Source organism: Pseudomonas sp. PDM16 (assembly GCF_014851865.1).
Classification (GTDB): domain Bacteria; phylum Pseudomonadota; class Gammaproteobacteria; order Pseudomonadales; family Pseudomonadaceae; genus Aquipseudomonas.
Genome location: NZ_JACVAM010000001.1, coordinates 428665 through 444911, shown reverse-complemented (window position 1 = coordinate 444911; position 16247 = coordinate 428665). Strand labels below are relative to the sequence as shown.

General features: G+C 65.3%; 13 protein-coding genes. 3 read left to right on the top strand and 10 right to left on the bottom strand.

All coding sequences use genetic code 11. The features are described from left to right. Nucleotides 1–29 precede the first annotated feature (29 nt). Nucleotides 30–512: an acyl-CoA thioesterase gene (locus tag IB234_RS01980; RefSeq protein ID WP_192313031.1), complete on the bottom strand. Its 483-nt coding sequence runs from the start codon at nucleotides 510–512 to the stop codon at nucleotides 30–32. Nucleotides 513–695: 183 nt separating this feature from the next. Between IB234_RS01980 and IB234_RS01975 the strand changes: the two genes are divergently transcribed. After that, nucleotides 696–1400, top strand: coding sequence for a tetratricopeptide repeat protein (locus IB234_RS01975; RefSeq protein ID WP_192313027.1), 705 nt, complete (start codon nucleotides 696–698; stop codon nucleotides 1398–1400). A 196-nt stretch (nucleotides 1401–1596) separates the two neighbouring features. Here the strand turns inward: IB234_RS01975 and IB234_RS01970 are convergent, their stop codons facing one another. Then, the gene (locus IB234_RS01970) at nucleotides 1597–2964 is read right to left on the bottom strand and encodes a glutamine synthetase family protein (RefSeq protein ID WP_192313024.1); all 1368 of its coding nucleotides are present in this window, start codon (nucleotides 2962–2964) and stop codon (nucleotides 1597–1599) included. Between the two features lie 13 nt (nucleotides 2965–2977). After that, on the bottom strand, nucleotides 2978–4369 hold the full coding sequence (locus IB234_RS01965; protein WP_192313021.1) for an aspartate aminotransferase family protein: 1392 nt from the start codon (nucleotides 4367–4369) through the stop codon (nucleotides 2978–2980). Between the two features lie 190 nt (nucleotides 4370–4559). Here IB234_RS01965 and IB234_RS01960 point away from each other — a divergent pair, with 190 nt between their 5' ends. Continuing rightward, entirely contained in the window at nucleotides 4560–5213 is a 654-nt protein-coding gene (locus IB234_RS01960; protein WP_192313018.1) for a GntR family transcriptional regulator, read from the top strand. 88 nt (nucleotides 5214–5301) lie between these two features. On the opposite strand, the gene IB234_RS01955 is transcribed toward IB234_RS01960, so the two are convergent. The 6 genes from IB234_RS01955 to uvrD form a co-directional block, all read right to left on the bottom strand. Then, entirely contained in the window at nucleotides 5302–5709 is a 408-nt protein-coding gene (locus IB234_RS01955) for an SMI1/KNR4 family protein (protein ID WP_192313015.1), read from the bottom strand. Nucleotides 5710–5969: 260 nt separating this feature from the next. Next, nucleotides 5970–7958 carry a PhoX family protein gene (locus IB234_RS01950; protein WP_192313012.1) on the bottom strand — a complete coding sequence of 663 codons (1989 nt, stop codon included), beginning with the start codon at nucleotides 7956–7958 and terminating at the stop codon, nucleotides 5970–5972. A gap of 103 nt (nucleotides 7959–8061) precedes the next feature. Beyond that, on the bottom strand, nucleotides 8062–8505 hold the full coding sequence (locus tag IB234_RS01945) for a hypothetical protein (RefSeq protein ID WP_192313009.1): 444 nt from the start codon (nucleotides 8503–8505) through the stop codon (nucleotides 8062–8064). 93 nt (nucleotides 8506–8598) lie between these two features. Then, complete coding sequence (locus IB234_RS01940) at nucleotides 8599–9444, bottom strand: Tim44 domain-containing protein (protein WP_192313006.1); 846 nt, start codon at nucleotides 9442–9444, stop codon at nucleotides 8599–8601. Nucleotides 9445–9609: 165 nt separating this feature from the next. Further along, nucleotides 9610–10188: a TetR/AcrR family transcriptional regulator gene (locus IB234_RS01935; protein WP_192313002.1), complete on the bottom strand. Its 579-nt coding sequence runs from the start codon at nucleotides 10186–10188 to the stop codon at nucleotides 9610–9612. 67 nt (nucleotides 10189–10255) lie between these two features. Continuing rightward, on the bottom strand, nucleotides 10256–12454 hold the full coding sequence (gene uvrD / locus IB234_RS01930) for a DNA helicase II (RefSeq protein ID WP_192312998.1): 2199 nt from the start codon (nucleotides 12452–12454) through the stop codon (nucleotides 10256–10258). A gap of 274 nt (nucleotides 12455–12728) precedes the next feature. On the opposite strand from uvrD, the gene IB234_RS01925 reads away from it, so the two are divergent. Further along, nucleotides 12729–15608: a putative bifunctional diguanylate cyclase/phosphodiesterase gene (locus IB234_RS01925; RefSeq protein WP_192312995.1), complete on the top strand. Its 2880-nt coding sequence runs from the start codon at nucleotides 12729–12731 to the stop codon at nucleotides 15606–15608. On the opposite strand, the gene IB234_RS01920 is transcribed toward IB234_RS01925, so the two are convergent. Next, nucleotides 15609–16229, bottom strand: a complete 621-nt coding sequence (locus IB234_RS01920) for a trimeric intracellular cation channel family protein (protein WP_192312990.1) — start codon at nucleotides 16227–16229, stop codon at nucleotides 15609–15611. It lies immediately after the preceding gene. Nucleotides 16230–16247 lie beyond the last annotated feature (18 nt).

Genomic DNA, 16247 nt, shown 5'->3' with positions numbered 1-16247 from the left:
GCCCAAAGGCTTATCCCCGGAAGAATGGTTCAGCCTTCGCTATCCAGCGACTGGTAGCGCCGCTCCAGTTCCTGGCGGATGGCGCGGCGTTTCTGCGCCAGGGCGTAGCGGCGTTTCTCGTCTGCGTTCTCCGGTTGCAGGGCGGGCACCGGGGTCGGCTGGCCCTGGTCGTCCACCGCCACCATGCTGAAGAAACAGCTGTTGGTGTGGCGCACGGATTTTTCGCGAATGTTCTCGGTGATGACCTTGATGCCGATCTCCATCGAGGTGCGTCCGGTGTAGTTGACCGAGGCGAGGAAGGTGACCAGCTCGCCGACGTGAATTGGCTCGCGGAAGATCACCTGGTCCACCGACAGGGTCACCACGTAGCAGCCGGCGTAGCGCGCGGCACAGGCGTAGGCCACTTCATCGAGGTACTTGAGCAGGGTGCCGCCGTGTACGTTGCCGGAGAAGTTGGCCATGTCCGGGGTCATCAGTACGGTCATGGAGAGTTTGCTGGTTGCGAGTTCCATCGTGTGTCTCATAGGCAGTTTGAGGGGGCTGGCTGTGCAGTTCCTGCGGGGTCTGCTGATTGTTATAGGTGCTGCCTGTTTACTTCGCTGCGCCAGCGCCGCCAGGCATGCAACTTTGTGGCCGCCAGCCGACAGAGCATGGCCGAGGCGTTAAGCTGGGGCTTTTGCGCCAGGAGACCGATCATGCGTGCTCACTATCTGCCCTTGTTGCTGCTCCCTTTCGGCGCGTTCTGCACCGCCGCGCAGCCAGGCTGCGACAGCCCGGCCGCCTGTAACCAGGCTGGCACCGTCGCCTACCAGGCGGGCCGCCATGCAGAAGCCATCGCGGCGTTCGAGCGTCAGCTCAGACAGGCGGAACAGGCCGAGGACCGTGCCGCTCAGGAGCTGGCCCTGAACAACCTGATGCTGGCCAACCTCAAGGCGGGTCATGCCGGTATGGCCCGCGCCTGGCTGCAGGTGGCGCTGCGCAATGATTTCGACGGCGCGGCGACCCGCCATAACCTGGCCAAGGTCGGCGAGCGCGATGTGTCCGCGCTGTCCGCCGTGGTGGAGGGCGAGTATCGGCGCTACGCCGGCCAGGCGGCCTGGAGCACCCTGCAGATCCGCCGCGAAGGCGCGGCCTACCGTGCTTCCTTCGGGCCGATACGTGCCGGCAGGGATATCGAGGAGTGGGGGCCGGCGGCCATCGGTGAGCTGGACGGTCGCCTGAGCGGCGCGGGTGATTACTTCGAGCTGCAGGACGCCGGCCTGGCGACCGAGTGCAAGGTACAGCTGTTGCGCGACGGCATGCGCTTGCGCGTGCTGGAGGTGTTCGCCGACGCCTGCCAGGAGTACGGCGGTGCCGGCATCAGCGTGGCCGGCGAGTACTTCAAGGTCGAACCGCGCTAGCTGGCGCCGGCCTGCCCCAGCGCATCGATTGGAGCGAGCCGCAGTTCGGCAATGGCATGTGAGATCTAGCGGCGGAGCAGCGTAGCGAGCGAAGGCCTGGCTAGGCGGGGGCGTGCTCGAAAAGCGCAATTGGCAGATAGCCAATGAGCATTGTCGAGTGTGCCGCCAATAACGCCAGGCATAGCGCAGTAGCGGCTCAGGCGTGGGTCAGGTACCAGCGCCAATCCTGCTCGCCCACTTCGCCGACAAACTGGCGGAACTCCTCCCACTTGATCGCCAGGAAGATTTTCAGGAAATCCTCACCCAGCGCTTCCTTGGCCCAGCTCGACTGCTCCAGGTTGCGCAGCGCGGTCAGCCAGTCGGTCGGTAGCGTCTCGCGGGCCTGCTCGTAGCCGTTGCCGACAATCGCCTCGCCCGGGTCGATCTGATTCTTGATGCCGTGGTGGATGCCGGCGAGGATCGCCGCCGCCGCCAGGTAGGGGTTGGCGTCGGCGCCGCAGATGCGGTGCTCGACGTGGCGGCTCTTGGCCGGGCCGCCCGGTACGCGGAACGACACGGTGCGGTTGTTCACACCCCAGCTCTTGGCCAGCGGCGCGTAGCTGTTGGCCTGGAAGCGCCGGTAGGAGTTGGCGTTGGGGCAGAAGATCGCCAGGGCGTCATTGAGCGTGGCCATCATGCCGCCGATGGCGTGCTTGAGCAGCGGCGTGCCATGCGGGTCTTCCGAGGCCATCAGGTTGTTGCCGTCGGCGTCGGCCAGGCTGACGTGCATATGCAGGCCGCTGCCGGCCAGGTCGCCGAACGGTTTGGCCATGAAGCAGGCCTGCAGGCCGTGCTTGTTGGCCACGCCCTTGACCAGGCGCTTGTAGCGCACGCCTTCATCGACCGCCTGTAGCGCGTCGAAACGATGCTCCAGGGTCAGCTCGACCTGGCCCGGGGCGTATTCGGAAATCGCCGTGCGCACCGGCAGGCCCTGCACTTCGCAGGCGGCGTAGAGGTCGTCGAGGAACGGCTGCAACTGCTCCAGCTCGTACACGCCATACACCTGCGGCGCCTGCGGGCGCACGCCGTTGGCTTGCAGCGCCGGTTGCGGACGGCCATTGGCGTCGCGCTGTTTATCCAGCAGGTAGAACTCCAGCTCCACCGCCATCACCGGGTGGTAGCCATCGGCCTTGAGCGCGTCGATGGCGCGGGCCAGCACATGGCGGGGATCGCCGGGGGTGGCCGGCAGGCCCTGGGTCGGGTGCATGCTCACTTGCAGCTGGCCGGTCGGTACCGTGCGCCAGGGTTGCAGGGTCAGGCTGCCGGGAATCGGGTAGGTCCAGCAGTCTGCATCGGCCACTTCCCAGACCAGGCCGCTGGCCTCCACGTCTTCGCCCTGGATGGTCAGCGAGAGGATCGAGCTGGGCAGCGGCCGGCCGTTCTCGTAGATGGCCAGCAGCTCGTCGCGGTGCAGCAGCTTGCCGCGCGGAATGCCATTGGCGTCGATCAGCATCAGCTCGATGCTGCGTACTTCGGGATGGGCGGCGAGGAAGTCGCGGGCTTCCTGGATATCGGCGAAGTTCATGGAATCGTCTCGGTTATTCGCGGGCGCCGGGGATGGCCAGCAGCTCGTTGAGGGCCTGGTCGAGCATGCCAATCAGCTTGTCCACATCCTCCGCCGTGGTGCTCGGACAGCACAGGGTCATGTTGTGGAACGGGGTGATCAGGATGCCGCGGTTGATCAGGTACAGGTGCAGGGCCATCTGCAGCTCGTCGTGGAAGGCCGCCTCGGCCTCGGCGCCGGTCTTCGGCGACACCGGGCAGAACTGGAACTCGCTGCGCGCGCCCAGCTCGGTCACCGACCACTGCAGGTCGTACTTGCCGATCAGCGTGCGGAAGCCATCGGCCAGGCGCTTGGCCAGCGGCAGCATGTGCGCGTAGGCGGCCGGGGTCATCACCTGTTCCAGGTTGGCGCGCATGCAGTGCATGGCCAGGGCGTTGGCCGACAGGGTGGTGCCCATGCCGCTGTGACCGTGGCCGTGGCTGCCTTCGCTGGCGCGCTTGCGCGACTCGGTCATGGCCTCGGCCATCGCCGCGCTGCAGCCGAAGATGCCGCATGGCACGCCGCCGGCGATTGGCTTGCCGACCACGAAGAAGTCCGGGTCGAGATCCCACAGCTGGGTGCAGCCACCGATATCGGTGGAGATGGTGTGGGTCTCGTCGATGATCAGCAGCGCGCCGTACTTGCGGGTCAGCTCGCGGCATTTCTGCATAAAGCCCGGCTCGGGCAGGACCATGCCGATATTGGTCATCGCCGGCTCGCAGAGCAGGGCGCACACGTCGCCCTTGGCCAGCGCGGCTTCCAGCGCGGCGACATCGTTGAATGGGATCGAGCGGCTGTACTGGGTCAGGTCGTAGGCCTGGCCGACCAGGCCGCTGCGCGGCACGGTTTCGCCGTCGCGGTAGCGCACCATCACGTCGTCGACGGTGCCGTGGTAGCAGCCGTCGAACACCAGCAGGGTCTTGCGCTGGGTGATCGCGCGGGCCCAGCGCAGCACGTAGCGGTTGGAGTCGGTGGCGGTGGCGGTGACCTGCCAGAACGGCAGACCGAAGCGCGCGGCCAGCAACTCGCCGCAGACCACCGCGTCTTCACCCGGCAGCATGGTGGTCAGGCCGTTGTTGCCTTGCTCGGCGATGGCCTTGGCGATCGGGTCCGGCGAGTGGCCGAACATGGTGCCGGTGTCGCCCAGGCAGAAGTCGATGTACTCGTGGCCGTCGACGTCATAGAAGCGCGCGCCCTTGGCCCGCTCGACGAACAGCGGTACCGGAGTCGACCAGTCGGCCATCCAGTGCATCGGCACGCCACCGTACAGGGAGTTGCGTGCGCGCTCGGCCAGGGCTACCGACTTCGGGTTGCGGGCGATGAAGCGCTCGCGCTCGCGGGCGGTGAAGGTCTCCACGGCGGATGGACTGATACCGCTGGCAGTCATGTTGCACACCTCGTTCGAATTTCTGCACATGCTATTTTGTGATCACAGAAATAGCAATGAGTGGTTTAATAGCCTTTATTAGAGTCTTTTAAATCAATTGTGTGATCACAAAAGACAAGGTGCATTTTATGCGTGACTGCTCTCTGACCCTCAGCCAGCTCCCCGCGCCACCACGGGGACACTGAACACCATGGCCGATAATCTGCAGGAAACCCTCTACCAACGTATTCGCGAAAGCCTGCTCGAGGGGCGCTTCCAGCCCGGCGAGCGCCTGAAGATCCGTGACCTCGCCGCGCAGTGGGGCACCAGCCCGATGCCGGTGCGCGCCGCCCTGCAACGCCTGGTTGCCGAGGGCGCGCTGGAAGGCGAGCAGCAGCGCTCGGTGCGCGTGCCGGCGATGACTCGCGAGCGCTACCAGAATATTTTCCAGGTGCGCCTGGGCCTCGAAGGTCTGGCCGTGGAGCTGGCCACGCCCAACCTGACTGCCGCCGACATGGCCGAATTGCGCGACTGCGTGGCGCGCATGGACGTGGCCATCGAGCAGCGCCAGATCCAGGACTACCTGGAGGCCAACAGCCGCTTTCACCTGCACCTCTACGGCGCCTGCGGCAACCCGATACTGCTGCGCTCGATCGAGTCGCTGTGGCTGCAGATCGGCCCGTTCTTCAACCGCCTGTTCACCGGCGCCGACCTGTCGCTGCGGCTCAACGACTTCCACGAGGAAGCCTTCGCCGCCATCGAGGCCGGCGACGCCAAGGCCGCGCGTAAGGCCATGGAGCAGGACCTGATCTACTTCGCCCGCTTCCTGCTCAACCTGCTCGAACTGGACCGGGGTAAGCAATGACGGCCTGGCATTCCGCCGAGCTCGCGACGCGGCATGGCCTCTCCCATGGAGCTGCTAGCAGCATGGGCTCTTCTCGAGGGGCGAGGACTCAGCTTTCCAGCCAGACGTCACGACACCAGTGCCACACCGAGTCCCAGCTCTCGTCGGTCAGTTCTTCCTCGCTACCGTCCCATAGCCAGACGGTGCCCTCGACGTCCACCGCATAGTAGTCGCGGCCATCCTGGCAGAGAGGTACCAGATCGCGCGGCAGGCCTCGGTCCCAGGCCACGGAGGCGACTTCCGGCAGGTAGGTATGTGAGTTGGGGTCGCTGGCGGTGACCGGCTCCAGGCGGCCATAGACCACGTCGCTGGCCTTGAGGAGGTACTCGCGCAACTCGAATGGCAGGTGGATGAGGATCTGCTCCTGGATCTCCACCAGGGTTTCCTCTTCCGGCAGCTCCAGCGGCACCGGCACCGGCTCGTTGAGTTCACGCAGCTGTTCGATGACTTCTTCCACGGGGTGTCTCCTGGCAAGGCGGAATTTGGCTGGTGGCTGTCTCGGTAATACGTTCAGGCGGGTGAACGGACCTTTCTGCTCGCGATGAGCCAAAGCACAGCGATGGGGGAAAAGACGACAGCCGAATTGAGCGATTGTTGTCGTGACAGCGCACAAGGGTAGCCGATCGGAGGCGCGTTTTACCCTGTGCGGCGGGAGAGGGGAAGTGGGGACAAAAAGAAACCCGGGCAGGCCCGGGTTTCTTTGCGTCGCGGCCCTTCCTACATCAACCGCTTGCCGTCCTCGCGTGTGACGACCACGGTGGCCGAGCGTGGCCGCCGACCCGGGCCATCTGGCCAGGCACTCAGCAGGTTGGTGGCGGTGGAGCCCTCGCCGGGGTGCTGGATGTTGACGAACAGTGTGCGGAAGTCCGGCGTGGCGCTGATGCCGGTGACTTCTGCGCCCAGCGGGCCGGTCAGGAATCGCTTGATTTCGCCGCTGCGCGGGTCGGCCACCAGCATCTGGTTGTGGCCGAATGGGCCACTGGAGAGCTGGCTGCCGCTCATGTCAGTCTGGATCCACAGACGCCCATCGGGGTCGAACCACAGGCCATCCGGGCTGGCCAGGATGTTCCGTTCGTCCAGTGGCTTGCCGTTCGGGCCACGGCTGTCTTCGTTCGGACCGGCCAGCAGGAAGATGTCCCAGCGGAATCGTTTGCCGGAATGATCGCTGCTGTCCTCGCGCCAGCGAATGATATGGCCATAGGGGTTGGCCGCGCGCGGATTGGGCGCATCGGCCTTGGTGCGCGAGCTGTTGTTGGTGAGGGTGAAGTACACCTCGCCGTTGTCGGGGCTGACCGCGCCCCACTCGGGGCGGTCCATCTTGGTGGCACCGACGATGTCCGCCGCCAGGCGAGTATTGATCAGCACTTCACCCTGATTGGCGAAGCTGACTCCGGCCTTGCTGCAGGCTGCCTGGAAGGCCTTGTCCTTGATGTCCAGTGGCAACCAGTCGCCGCCGCCGTCGGCATTGAAGCGACCTACATAGAGCGTGCCATCGTCCAGCAGACGATCCGGTTTGCCGACCACGGGCATGTAGCGGCCGTTGCTGACGTACTTGTAGATGTACTCGTTCTGCGAGTCGTCCCCGGAGTAGCACACCAACGGGCTGCCTAGCTTCATGGGGGCGAAGATCAGGCCTTCATGGGCGAAGCGGCCCAGTGCGCTGTGCTTGATCGGCGTGGACTCGGGATCGAACGGATCGATTTCGACGATCCAGCCGAAATGGTTCGGCTCGTTGCGATAGTCGCCCCGCCCATCGGCGGCCTTGCGGGTGGCGTCGAAGCGTTGGAATTCGTCGCCCGGCAGTGTTTCCCAGCCGAAGCGACTGGAGTCGCGCAGCCCGTAGCGCTTCAGCTCGCGGGGCAGATCGGCGTCGCGGGTGGCGAAGTAGCCAGCCCAGTTTTCTTCACAGGTGAGGTAGGTGCCCCACGGCGTGAAGCCATTGGCGCAGTTGTTCTGGGTGCCGCGGGTGGCGGTGCCGCCGGGGCTGTACAGGGTGCGCAGCAGTGCGTGTCCGCGTGCGGGTCCCTGCATCTGCATCGGTGTGGCGGCGGTGATGCGGCGGTTGTAGCGCCCCGGCACCACTTCCCAGTCGCCCAGCTGGTTGCGGCGAATCTCGACGATGGTCACGCCGTGGGCGTTGATTTCCTTGCGCACTTCCTCCGCCACGGTGCGCTTGCCGTCCACCGTGGTAGGGCCGTTCGGGTGCAGCAGCGGCGCGTCGATGTATTCATTGTTGAATACGAGCAGGCCATGGTTGGATTTGTTGCCGCCGCCATGGCGCCCGTCGATAGGGAAGAAGTGCATGCCGTCGTGGTGCATGCCGACCTGCTCGGCCTGGTCCTGGGCGCTGTTGCTGGCATCCTCCAGGAACGGCGGCAGGTTACCGCTGATCGGGGTGCCCCAGGGCACCAGCACGCTGGCACGATAGCCGGCCGGTACGGTGATGGTATCGGCACGGCTTACCGGAATGGCGTCGAAGGGCAGGCGGTTACGTCTGGTGAACGGTAGTTCCGGGCTCTGCTCCGCCGCTTCGGCGATGGTGGGCAGCACGCCGAGGAAGCCGAGCGCGCCGACGGCAGCGCCACCGGCGAGTATCTGCCGGCGGCGCTGGTCGATCAGCTCGTTCATGTGCGGGTTGGCGGAATGGTTGCTGGGGAGTTCGTCGCCGTTGCCAAAGAGCACGGCGTTCTGTTCATCAAGGCTCACGGTTCGGTTCCTTCTGCTGAGGATGCGACGGAGCCACGACGCTAGCGAGTGATGGAGACGGAACGATGACGATTGTGTGGCGATTCGATGCGGTGAGAGAGGGTTAACGCTCTCGACGCCGCGCGGACTCGCACATGAGCCGGGCGTCCAGCAGGGCATGGTGGGGAATGTCTGCCGCGGGCAGGTCTGCCAGCAGTCCCTTGTCTTCACGACAGTGCACATGTGATGGGAGACCCTGGTGACCTAGCAGCCCCAGCAGCAGCGGCCAGTCCCAGGTCAGCGCATCGCTGACGATCTCTACGTCGTCGTAGCGGGCAAGGAAGCCACGGAGCAACTCGCCGGCGGCGGCTCGGCTGTGTCCATGGCGTGCAAGGTCCAGCTGAGGAAGAACCACTTCGTGGACGAACGTGGAACACTCTATCCGGCTCCAGCCATCGTAGAGCTCGATGTAGAGCTCGGCACCGGTCGGGTCGACCAGTGCCAGGCTGATAAGCCGGTAATCGGCCGTGAGACTGGTGAACTCGGTATCGAGGAACAGGGTGTGCATCGCCGCTCTCTTGCCAGGGACTGGCGGCACTCTAGCAGTCGGGCAGCCATAAAAAACCCGGGCCAGGCCCGGGTTCTTCGTGACGCATATGGATCAGCCGTTCTGGCGGATACCGGCGACCAGCCACGGCTGGTTGTCGCCATTGGCGCGCTCCATGCGCCAGCTTTCGCTGAACGCCTCGCCCTGGTCGAAGCGCGAGGTCTTGGCAACGCCTCGGAAGGTCAGGGTGGCGACTGTCTTGTCGGCCAACTCGTCGATGCCGTCCAGCTGCACGCTGAGGTCATCGACGTAGGTGGACTGGTAGCCCTCGCCCATGCTGGCGCGCTCTTCCTTGAGGAAGCTGAGCATCTGCGGCGTGACGAACTCGGCGATCTTGTCCATTTCCGCGGCGTCCCAGTGCTGCTGTAGGGCCAGGAAGTGGGTGCGGCCGGCTTCGATGAAGCGCTGCTCGTCGAACCAGGCCGGGGCGCTGATGGTAGTCGCAGCAGCGGCTGGTGCGGAGCTACCGAAGATCGGCGACTGTTGTTGCGGCATCTCGCGCTGCATGCCGCCGGCGACGGCCGGGCGCCCCTGCTGCTGCCGACGGGCGGCGAACAGCTTGAAGATGACGAAGGCGATCAGGCCGAGGATCAGGAAGTCGAAGATCTGGAAGCCTTCGAAGCCGTCACCCATGAACATGGAGGCGAGCAGACCACCGGCGGCGATGCCGGCCAGCGGGCCGAGCCAGCGCGAAGCACCGCTGGCGGCCGGGCGTTGAGCGCCGGCTGCATTGTTGGCTGCCGCGGGCTGGTTGGCCTTGGGAGCATCCGCCTGGCGGGTCTGGTGGGTCGGCGCGGAGCCGAAGGATTTTCCACCGCCCATGCGCTTGGCGGCGCTGGCGTCGAGGCTGAGGGTCAGACCCAGGCACAGGGCCAGGGTGATGCTGAGAAAACGCTGCATGTGGGGTAATCCCGCTGAGGTTGTGATTCGCGCGTCATGCTGCCGCAGTGTTGGGACCCTGGCCAGCCGCAGAATGTTTCCGGATTTATGTGTGCCGGCTTGCAGGGCGCATCAGGTGGGCCGGATCAGGCTCTTGTTCATGGCGCACTGGGCGCTACGGAATCCTTATCGGCGTAGCAACCAGTTCAACGGTCCGCCACGCAGCTGACGACGTAATAGTGCGCGCAGATCGGCATCGCTTTCCCCGGAGTGGCGCAGCCAATGCGTGAAAGTGCGCAGGAACACAACGCTGAGCAGGCTCTCCTCGGCCACGCGCGACAAGTGCAGGTTCTGCCGCCGCGCCGCCTCGCGCCACCACTGCACGGTACGGCTGATCCGTAGCAGCGCGCCGGCCTGCAGATGTATATGGCCGAGCTCCAGCTTGTACAGCAGCATCTGTCCGGTCAGCGCGCGGTGCGCGGCCATGCCGGCCAGCCAGGCCATCAGCAGTTCTTCCAGGCGCTTGCTGGCGTTCAAGGCGGCGAGATCGACGCTCTTGGCGCGCTCGAACAGCGCCTGGTCGGCGCGGTCCAGCCAGGCTTCGACCAGGTCGTCCTTCTGCCGGTAGTGGCGGGCGATGGCGGCCAGGTCGCAGTTCAGCGCTTCGGCCACGTCATGCAGATAAAGGCGCTCCCAGCCGCAGGTTTCTGCCAGGTCCAGAGCGGTATCGAGAATCTTGTTGGCGGTCGGCGTCGAGCGGGGCATGCGGAGTACCTCCGCTCGACAGTATGACCAGCCTGCGCGACCGGTCACCGTGGCCTGACGGGCGGGGCTAGAGCGCTTCCAGCTTGGCGTACGCCAGCATCAGCCACTTGCTGCCTTCGCTGGCGAAGTTGACCTGCACCCGGGCCTGGGCGCCGCTGCCTTCGAAATTGAGGATCACGCCCTCGCCGAACAGCGCGTGGCGCACGGCCTGGCCAAGGCTGAAGGGAGTCTCGGGAACGGCTGCGCCGGCGAACATCGAGCTGCCGCTCATGCTGCGGCTCGGCGCCGCATAAGGGCGGCTGACGCTGTTGCTCAGGCGTACTTCCTGGATCAGCGCTGGCGGAATCTCGCGGACGAAGCGCGAGACCTTGTTGTAGGTCTCGCTGCCATACAGACGGCGGGTCTCGGCGTAGGTCAGCACCAGCTGCTGCATGGCACGCGTCACGCCGACGTAGGCCAGGCGGCGCTCTTCCTCGAGACGGCCGGGCTCTTCCAGGCTCATCTTGTGCGGGAACAGGCCTTCCTCCATGCCGACCAGGAACACCAGCGGGAACTCCAGGCCCTTGGCGCTATGCAGGGTCATCAGCTGCACGCAGTCCTCGTGTTCCTCAGCCTGGCTATCGCCGGCCTCCAGCGAGGCATGGGTGAGGAAGGCGGCGAGAGGCGACAGCTCGTCTTCTTCGTTCTCGAAGTTGCGCGCAGCGCTGACCAGTTCCTCGAGGTTTTCCACCCGGGCCTGGGCCTTCTCGCCTTTCTCGGCCTGATGCCAGGCGATCAGCCCGCTCTGCTCGATGACGGTCTGGGTCATCAGGTGCAGCGGCATATCCAGCACTTTTGCCGAGAGATTCTCGACCAGCTCGACGAAGCCGCTCAGGGCGGTGGCGGCGCGGCCGGTGAGGCCCTTGTTGGCGATCAGCTGCTGCATCGCTGCCCACATCGACAGGTCGGCGTGGCGCGCGTGCTCGCGAATGGCCTCGACGGTCTTCTCGCCGACGCCGCGGGTCGGCACGTTGATCACCCGTTCCAGGGCGGCGTCATTGTGGCGGCCGTCGAGCAGGCGCAGGTAGGCCACCGCGTTCTTGATCTCGGCGCGTTCGAAGAAGCGCTGGCCGCCGTAGATGCGGTAGGGGATGCGTTCGCGCAGCAGGGCCTCTTCCAGCACCCGCGACTGGGCGTTGGAGCGGTAGAGGATGGCGATCTCGCTGCGCTTCAGGCCGTCCTTGCGCAGTGCCGACTCGATCGACTCGACCACGTAGCGGGCCTCGTCGTGTTCGTTGAAGGCGGCGTACAGGTTGATCGGCTCGCCGTCGCTACCGTCGGTCCACAGTTCCTTACCCAGGCGCCCGTTGTTGTTGGCGATCAGGGCGTTGGCGGCCTTGAGGATACCGGCAGTGGAGCGGTAGTTCTGTTCCAGGCGGATCAGTTGGCTATCCGGGAAGTCGCTGGAGAACTGCTGGATGTTCTCGATTCGCGCGCCGCGCCAGCCGTAGATCGACTGGTCGTCGTCGCCGACCACCATCAGGCTCTCGCCGCCCTTGGCGAGCAGGCGCAGCCAGGCGTACTGCACGGCGTTGGTGTCCTGGAACTCGTCGACCAGGATGTGGCGGAAGCGCTTCTGGTAATGCGCCAGCAGGTCCGGCTTGTCGCGCCACAGGTCCAGGGCGCGCAGCAGTAGCTCGGCGAAGTCGATGACCCCGGCGCGGGCGCAGGCGGCCTCGTAGGCGGCGTAGATCTTCAGCATGGTAGCGAGGAACAGGTCGCCGCCGGGCTGGATGTTCTGCGGGCGCATTCCCTCGTCTTTCTGCCCGTTGATGAACCACTGGGCCTGCTTGGCCGGCCAGCGCTGTTCATCCAGGCCCAGTTCACGGATCACCCGTTTGACCAGGCGCTGCTGGTCGTCGGAGTCGAGGATCTGGAAATTCTCGGCCAGGCCGGCTTCCTGCCAGTGCGCGCGCAGCAGGCGGTGGGCCAGGCCGTGGAAGGTGCCGACCCACATGCCGGCGGGGCTCATGCCAAGCATCTGCTCAATGCGCTGGCGCATCTCGGCGGCGGCCTTGTTGGTGAAGGTTACCGACAGGATGCTGTACGGCGAGGCGCCGAGGAACTGGATCAGGTAGGCGATGCGGTGCACCAGCACACGGGTCTTGCCCGAGCCGGCGCCGGCCAGCACCAGCTGGCGGCCGAGCGGGGCGGCCACGGCCTGGCATTGCGCATCGTTGAGGGAGGCGAGGAGGAGTTCTGGGTCGAAGGCGGGAGTGTTCTGCATCGCGGCATTCTACGGGCCCACCAGGGGAGCGGCAAACCACAGGCGGACGGGTGCGATGCTGAGCAGCGCAGCGCGAAGCCCGCTTTAATCTACTGCTGGAGGCGCTTATTGCGGCCTGAAAACCTCTCGATGGTGACGTTGCCGAGCTTCAGTGAACAAATGTTCGCAATTTGTCCCCGTCAGCTGGTAAAAAGCCATCATTCGGGCTTGGGCGGCCTCTCTAGCTCGGGTATGCTCGGGAAAAGTCAGGCATTCCATTACAAGAACATCGCCTATGACACAACCATTCGGGGGAGGCTCCGCCAGCGTGGCGGCGGAGGAGTCGCGGGTCATCCACCAGCAGTTCGCCACTGAAATTGCGGTGGAAAGGACTCGGCTGCTGTATCAGGGTTCCCAGGTCCCCACCCTGTTCATGCTACTCAATGCCCTGGCATGCGCCGCTCTCCTCTGGCAGCCCCATCAGAGCCTGCTCCTGGCCGGGTGGCTGGTCTGGGTGGTGCTGCTCGCCGTGATGCGGCTGATCCAGATGACCGCATTCAAGGCCGCCTTGCCGTCGCGCCAGGCGCATCCTCAATGGGGGCGCATGTTCCTGGTTGGCGCCGGAGCCAGTGGTTTGACCCTGGCGTTCGTCGCGATCTTTCTGGTGCCGAGCGACGAGTTCATCGTGCAGGCGATGGTCTACGGCCTGATCGTTGCTGCCATTCTTTCCGCCAGCGTGGCATATGCCGTCAGTCTCCCCGCCTTCCTGGCGTTCGCCCTGCCGTGCCTGCTGCCGACCATTCTCTATCTGCTGCTCAGCGATGGTGCCGCCCACCGGGTGGGCGGCCTCCTAGGTCTATTGCTGCTGTTGAGCCTTGGTGTGGTGGCTTGGCAGGTCAATCGGCTGGTCGAACGCAACCTGCTGCGGCGTTTCCAGAACCAGGCACTGATACAGCATCTTCAGCACGCGCGGGAAAGCGCCGAGGGGCTCAATCAGGAGCTGGCCCGTGAGGTGGAACAGCGCCGCCGGGCCGAGCGGGAGCTGCGCAAGGCGCACGATGAACTGGAGATACGCGTGGCCCAGCGCACCCTGGAGCTGGACGACGCCAGCCATGCACTCGGCAAGAGCGAGGCACGTCTGGCCCTGGCTCTGGAGGCCAGCGAGCTGGGGCTGTGGGACTGGGACCTGACCACCGACGAAGTGCACCACAGCCACCTGGAGAGCATTTTCGGAGTCAGCCAGAACGAAGTGAAAGGGGTGCTCAGCCACCTCAAGCCGCGCCTGCATCCGGACGATCTGCAGTTCCTGCGCCGGGCGCTGGTCGAGCACCTCAAGGGGCGCACGGACGACTACTGCGTGGAGTACCGGGTGCGGCATGCAGATGGCCGCTGGTTGTGGGTCGAGGACCGGGGCCGCGCCGTCGAGCGTGATTCGCAAGGGCGGGTGCTGCGCATGCTCGGCACGCGCCGCAACATCACCGAGCGCAAGCGCCGGGATGAGGAGCAGCGCCTCGCCGCCACGGTGTTCGAGGCCACCAGCGAGGGCATCGTCATCCTCGATGCCGACTACCTGCTGCTCTCGGTGAACCAGGCCTTCAGCGAGGTTACGGGTTATCGCAAGGAAGAGGTTCTTGGCCGCAGCGTCGCGACGCTGATCAGCAGCCGCGATGCCCGTCGCCAGTACCAACTGATTCGCCAGGAGCTGGAGCGCCACGGCAGCTGGCGCGGCGAGCTGACCGAGACGCGCAAGAACGGCGAGCTGTACCCGCAGTGGCTGCAGCTAAACGTGGTGCGTGACAGCCGTGGTCGGGTCAGCCACATCGTCGGCTTCTTCTCCGACCTGTCGCAGCGTCGGCAGACCGAGGAGCGTCTTCGTTACCTGTCGCACTACGACGAGCTGACCGGCCTGGCCAATCGCAGCCTGTTCCGTGAACGCCTGCATGAAGCCGGCGAGCGGGCCCGGCAGGATGAGCTGCAACTGGCCCTGCTGCACGTGGACTTGGATCGCTTCAAGCTGCTCAACGACAGCCTGGGTCTCGAAGTGGCGGATCAACTGCTGCGGCAGATGGCGCGACGCCTGATACAAACGGTTCCCGAGGCCTATACGGTGGCGCGCCTGGCCGGTGACGAGTTCGCTATCGTGCTCGATGACTACGGCAGCCTTTCCTCGCTGGCGCGGACGGCAAGCCGGCTGCTGAGCAAGCTGCGCACGCCGATGTCGGTCGGCGGGCATGAGTTGGTGGTCAGCGCCTCGGTAGGGATCAGCCTGCTGCCGGACAACGCTCGTGAAATCTCGGTACTGATCAGCCAGGCCGGCATGGCCATGCAGCATGCCAAGCACCTGGGCGGCAACACCTTCCAGTTCTACACCGACAACCTGCAGGCCTGCACCCTGGAGCGTCTGCAGCTGGAAACCCAACTGCGCAAGGGTATTGAGGATGGGCAGCTGGAGGTGTTCTACCAACCCAAGCTGTGCCTGGCCGATGACAGTCTCAATGCTGCCGAGGCGCTGGTACGCTGGCGCCATCCAAGCATGGGGCTGGTGCCGCCAGGGGAGTTCATTCCCCTGGCCGAGGAGACCGGCCTGATCGCCCCCATCGGCGAGTTCGTGCTGCGCCAGGCCTGTAAGCAGGCTCGCGAGTGGCAGCGCCAGGGTCTGGCGGACCTCCGCGTATCGGTCAACCTGTCGGTGCATCAGCTGCGTCAGGGCAACCTGATCGCCCTGGTCCGCCAGGTGCTCGACGAAACCGGCTTGCCCTCGCACCTGCTTGAGCTGGAACTCACCGAGAGCCATCTGCTGGACAACGTCGAGAATGTCATCTCCACCTTCCAGCAGCTGCGCGATATGGGCGTGAAGCTGGCGATCGACGATTTCGGTACCGGTTATTCCTCGCTCAGCTACCTCAAGCGCTTCCCGGTGGACTACGTGAAGATCGACCAGACCTTCGTCCGCGATCTCTCCGCTGGCGGCGAGGATGCGGCGATCACCCGAGCGATCATCGCCATGGCCCACGGACTGGAGCTGAAGGTGGTCGCCGAGGGCGTGGAAACCCAGGCACAACTGGATTTCCTCAGGGCACAGCGTTGTGACGAGATTCAGGGCTTCCTGATCAGTCCACCAGTGCCGGCCGAGCGCTTCGCCGAGATATTGCGCGGTCGGGTGGAGGCGTTCTGATCAGCCGTCCCAGCGACCTGGTGCGTAGGAGAAGACAGGCAGCGACCAGCGCCAGCGGATCGCTGCCAGGCGCAGAGCGAGGCCGCTGGCGAAGGACGCCAGCAGGTTGAGGTCCTCGTCGATTCCCAGGTGACGCAATCCCAGATAGAGCAAAGCGACCAGCAGAGAGACGCTGGCGTACAGCTCGTGGCGCAGCACCTGTGGCAGGCGGTGGCAGAGGATGTCGCGCAGGATGCCGCCGCAGATGCCGGTGATCACCCCGGCCATCACCACTACTGCCAGCGGATAGCCGAGGCCGAGGGCGACGTTGCAACCGATCACCGTAAAGGCGATCAAGCCCATCGCGTCGAGCAGCAGGAACAGCCGACGCAGGTGATGCATGACCCGTGCGATGAGCATGGTGAACAGGCCGGCGCAGATGGTCAGGTAGATGTAGCTGGGGTGCTGGGTCCAGCCCACCGGGAAGTTGCCCAGCAGGATGTCGCGCACGGTACCGCCGCCGAGCGCGGTGACGAAAGCGATGAGGGCGACGCCGAACAGGTCCATGTCGCGCTTGCCGGCGGCGAGCGCTCCGGACATGGCTTCGGCGGTGATGGCTATCAGATAGACGTAGAGCAGCACACAGAACTCCTGTGTTCG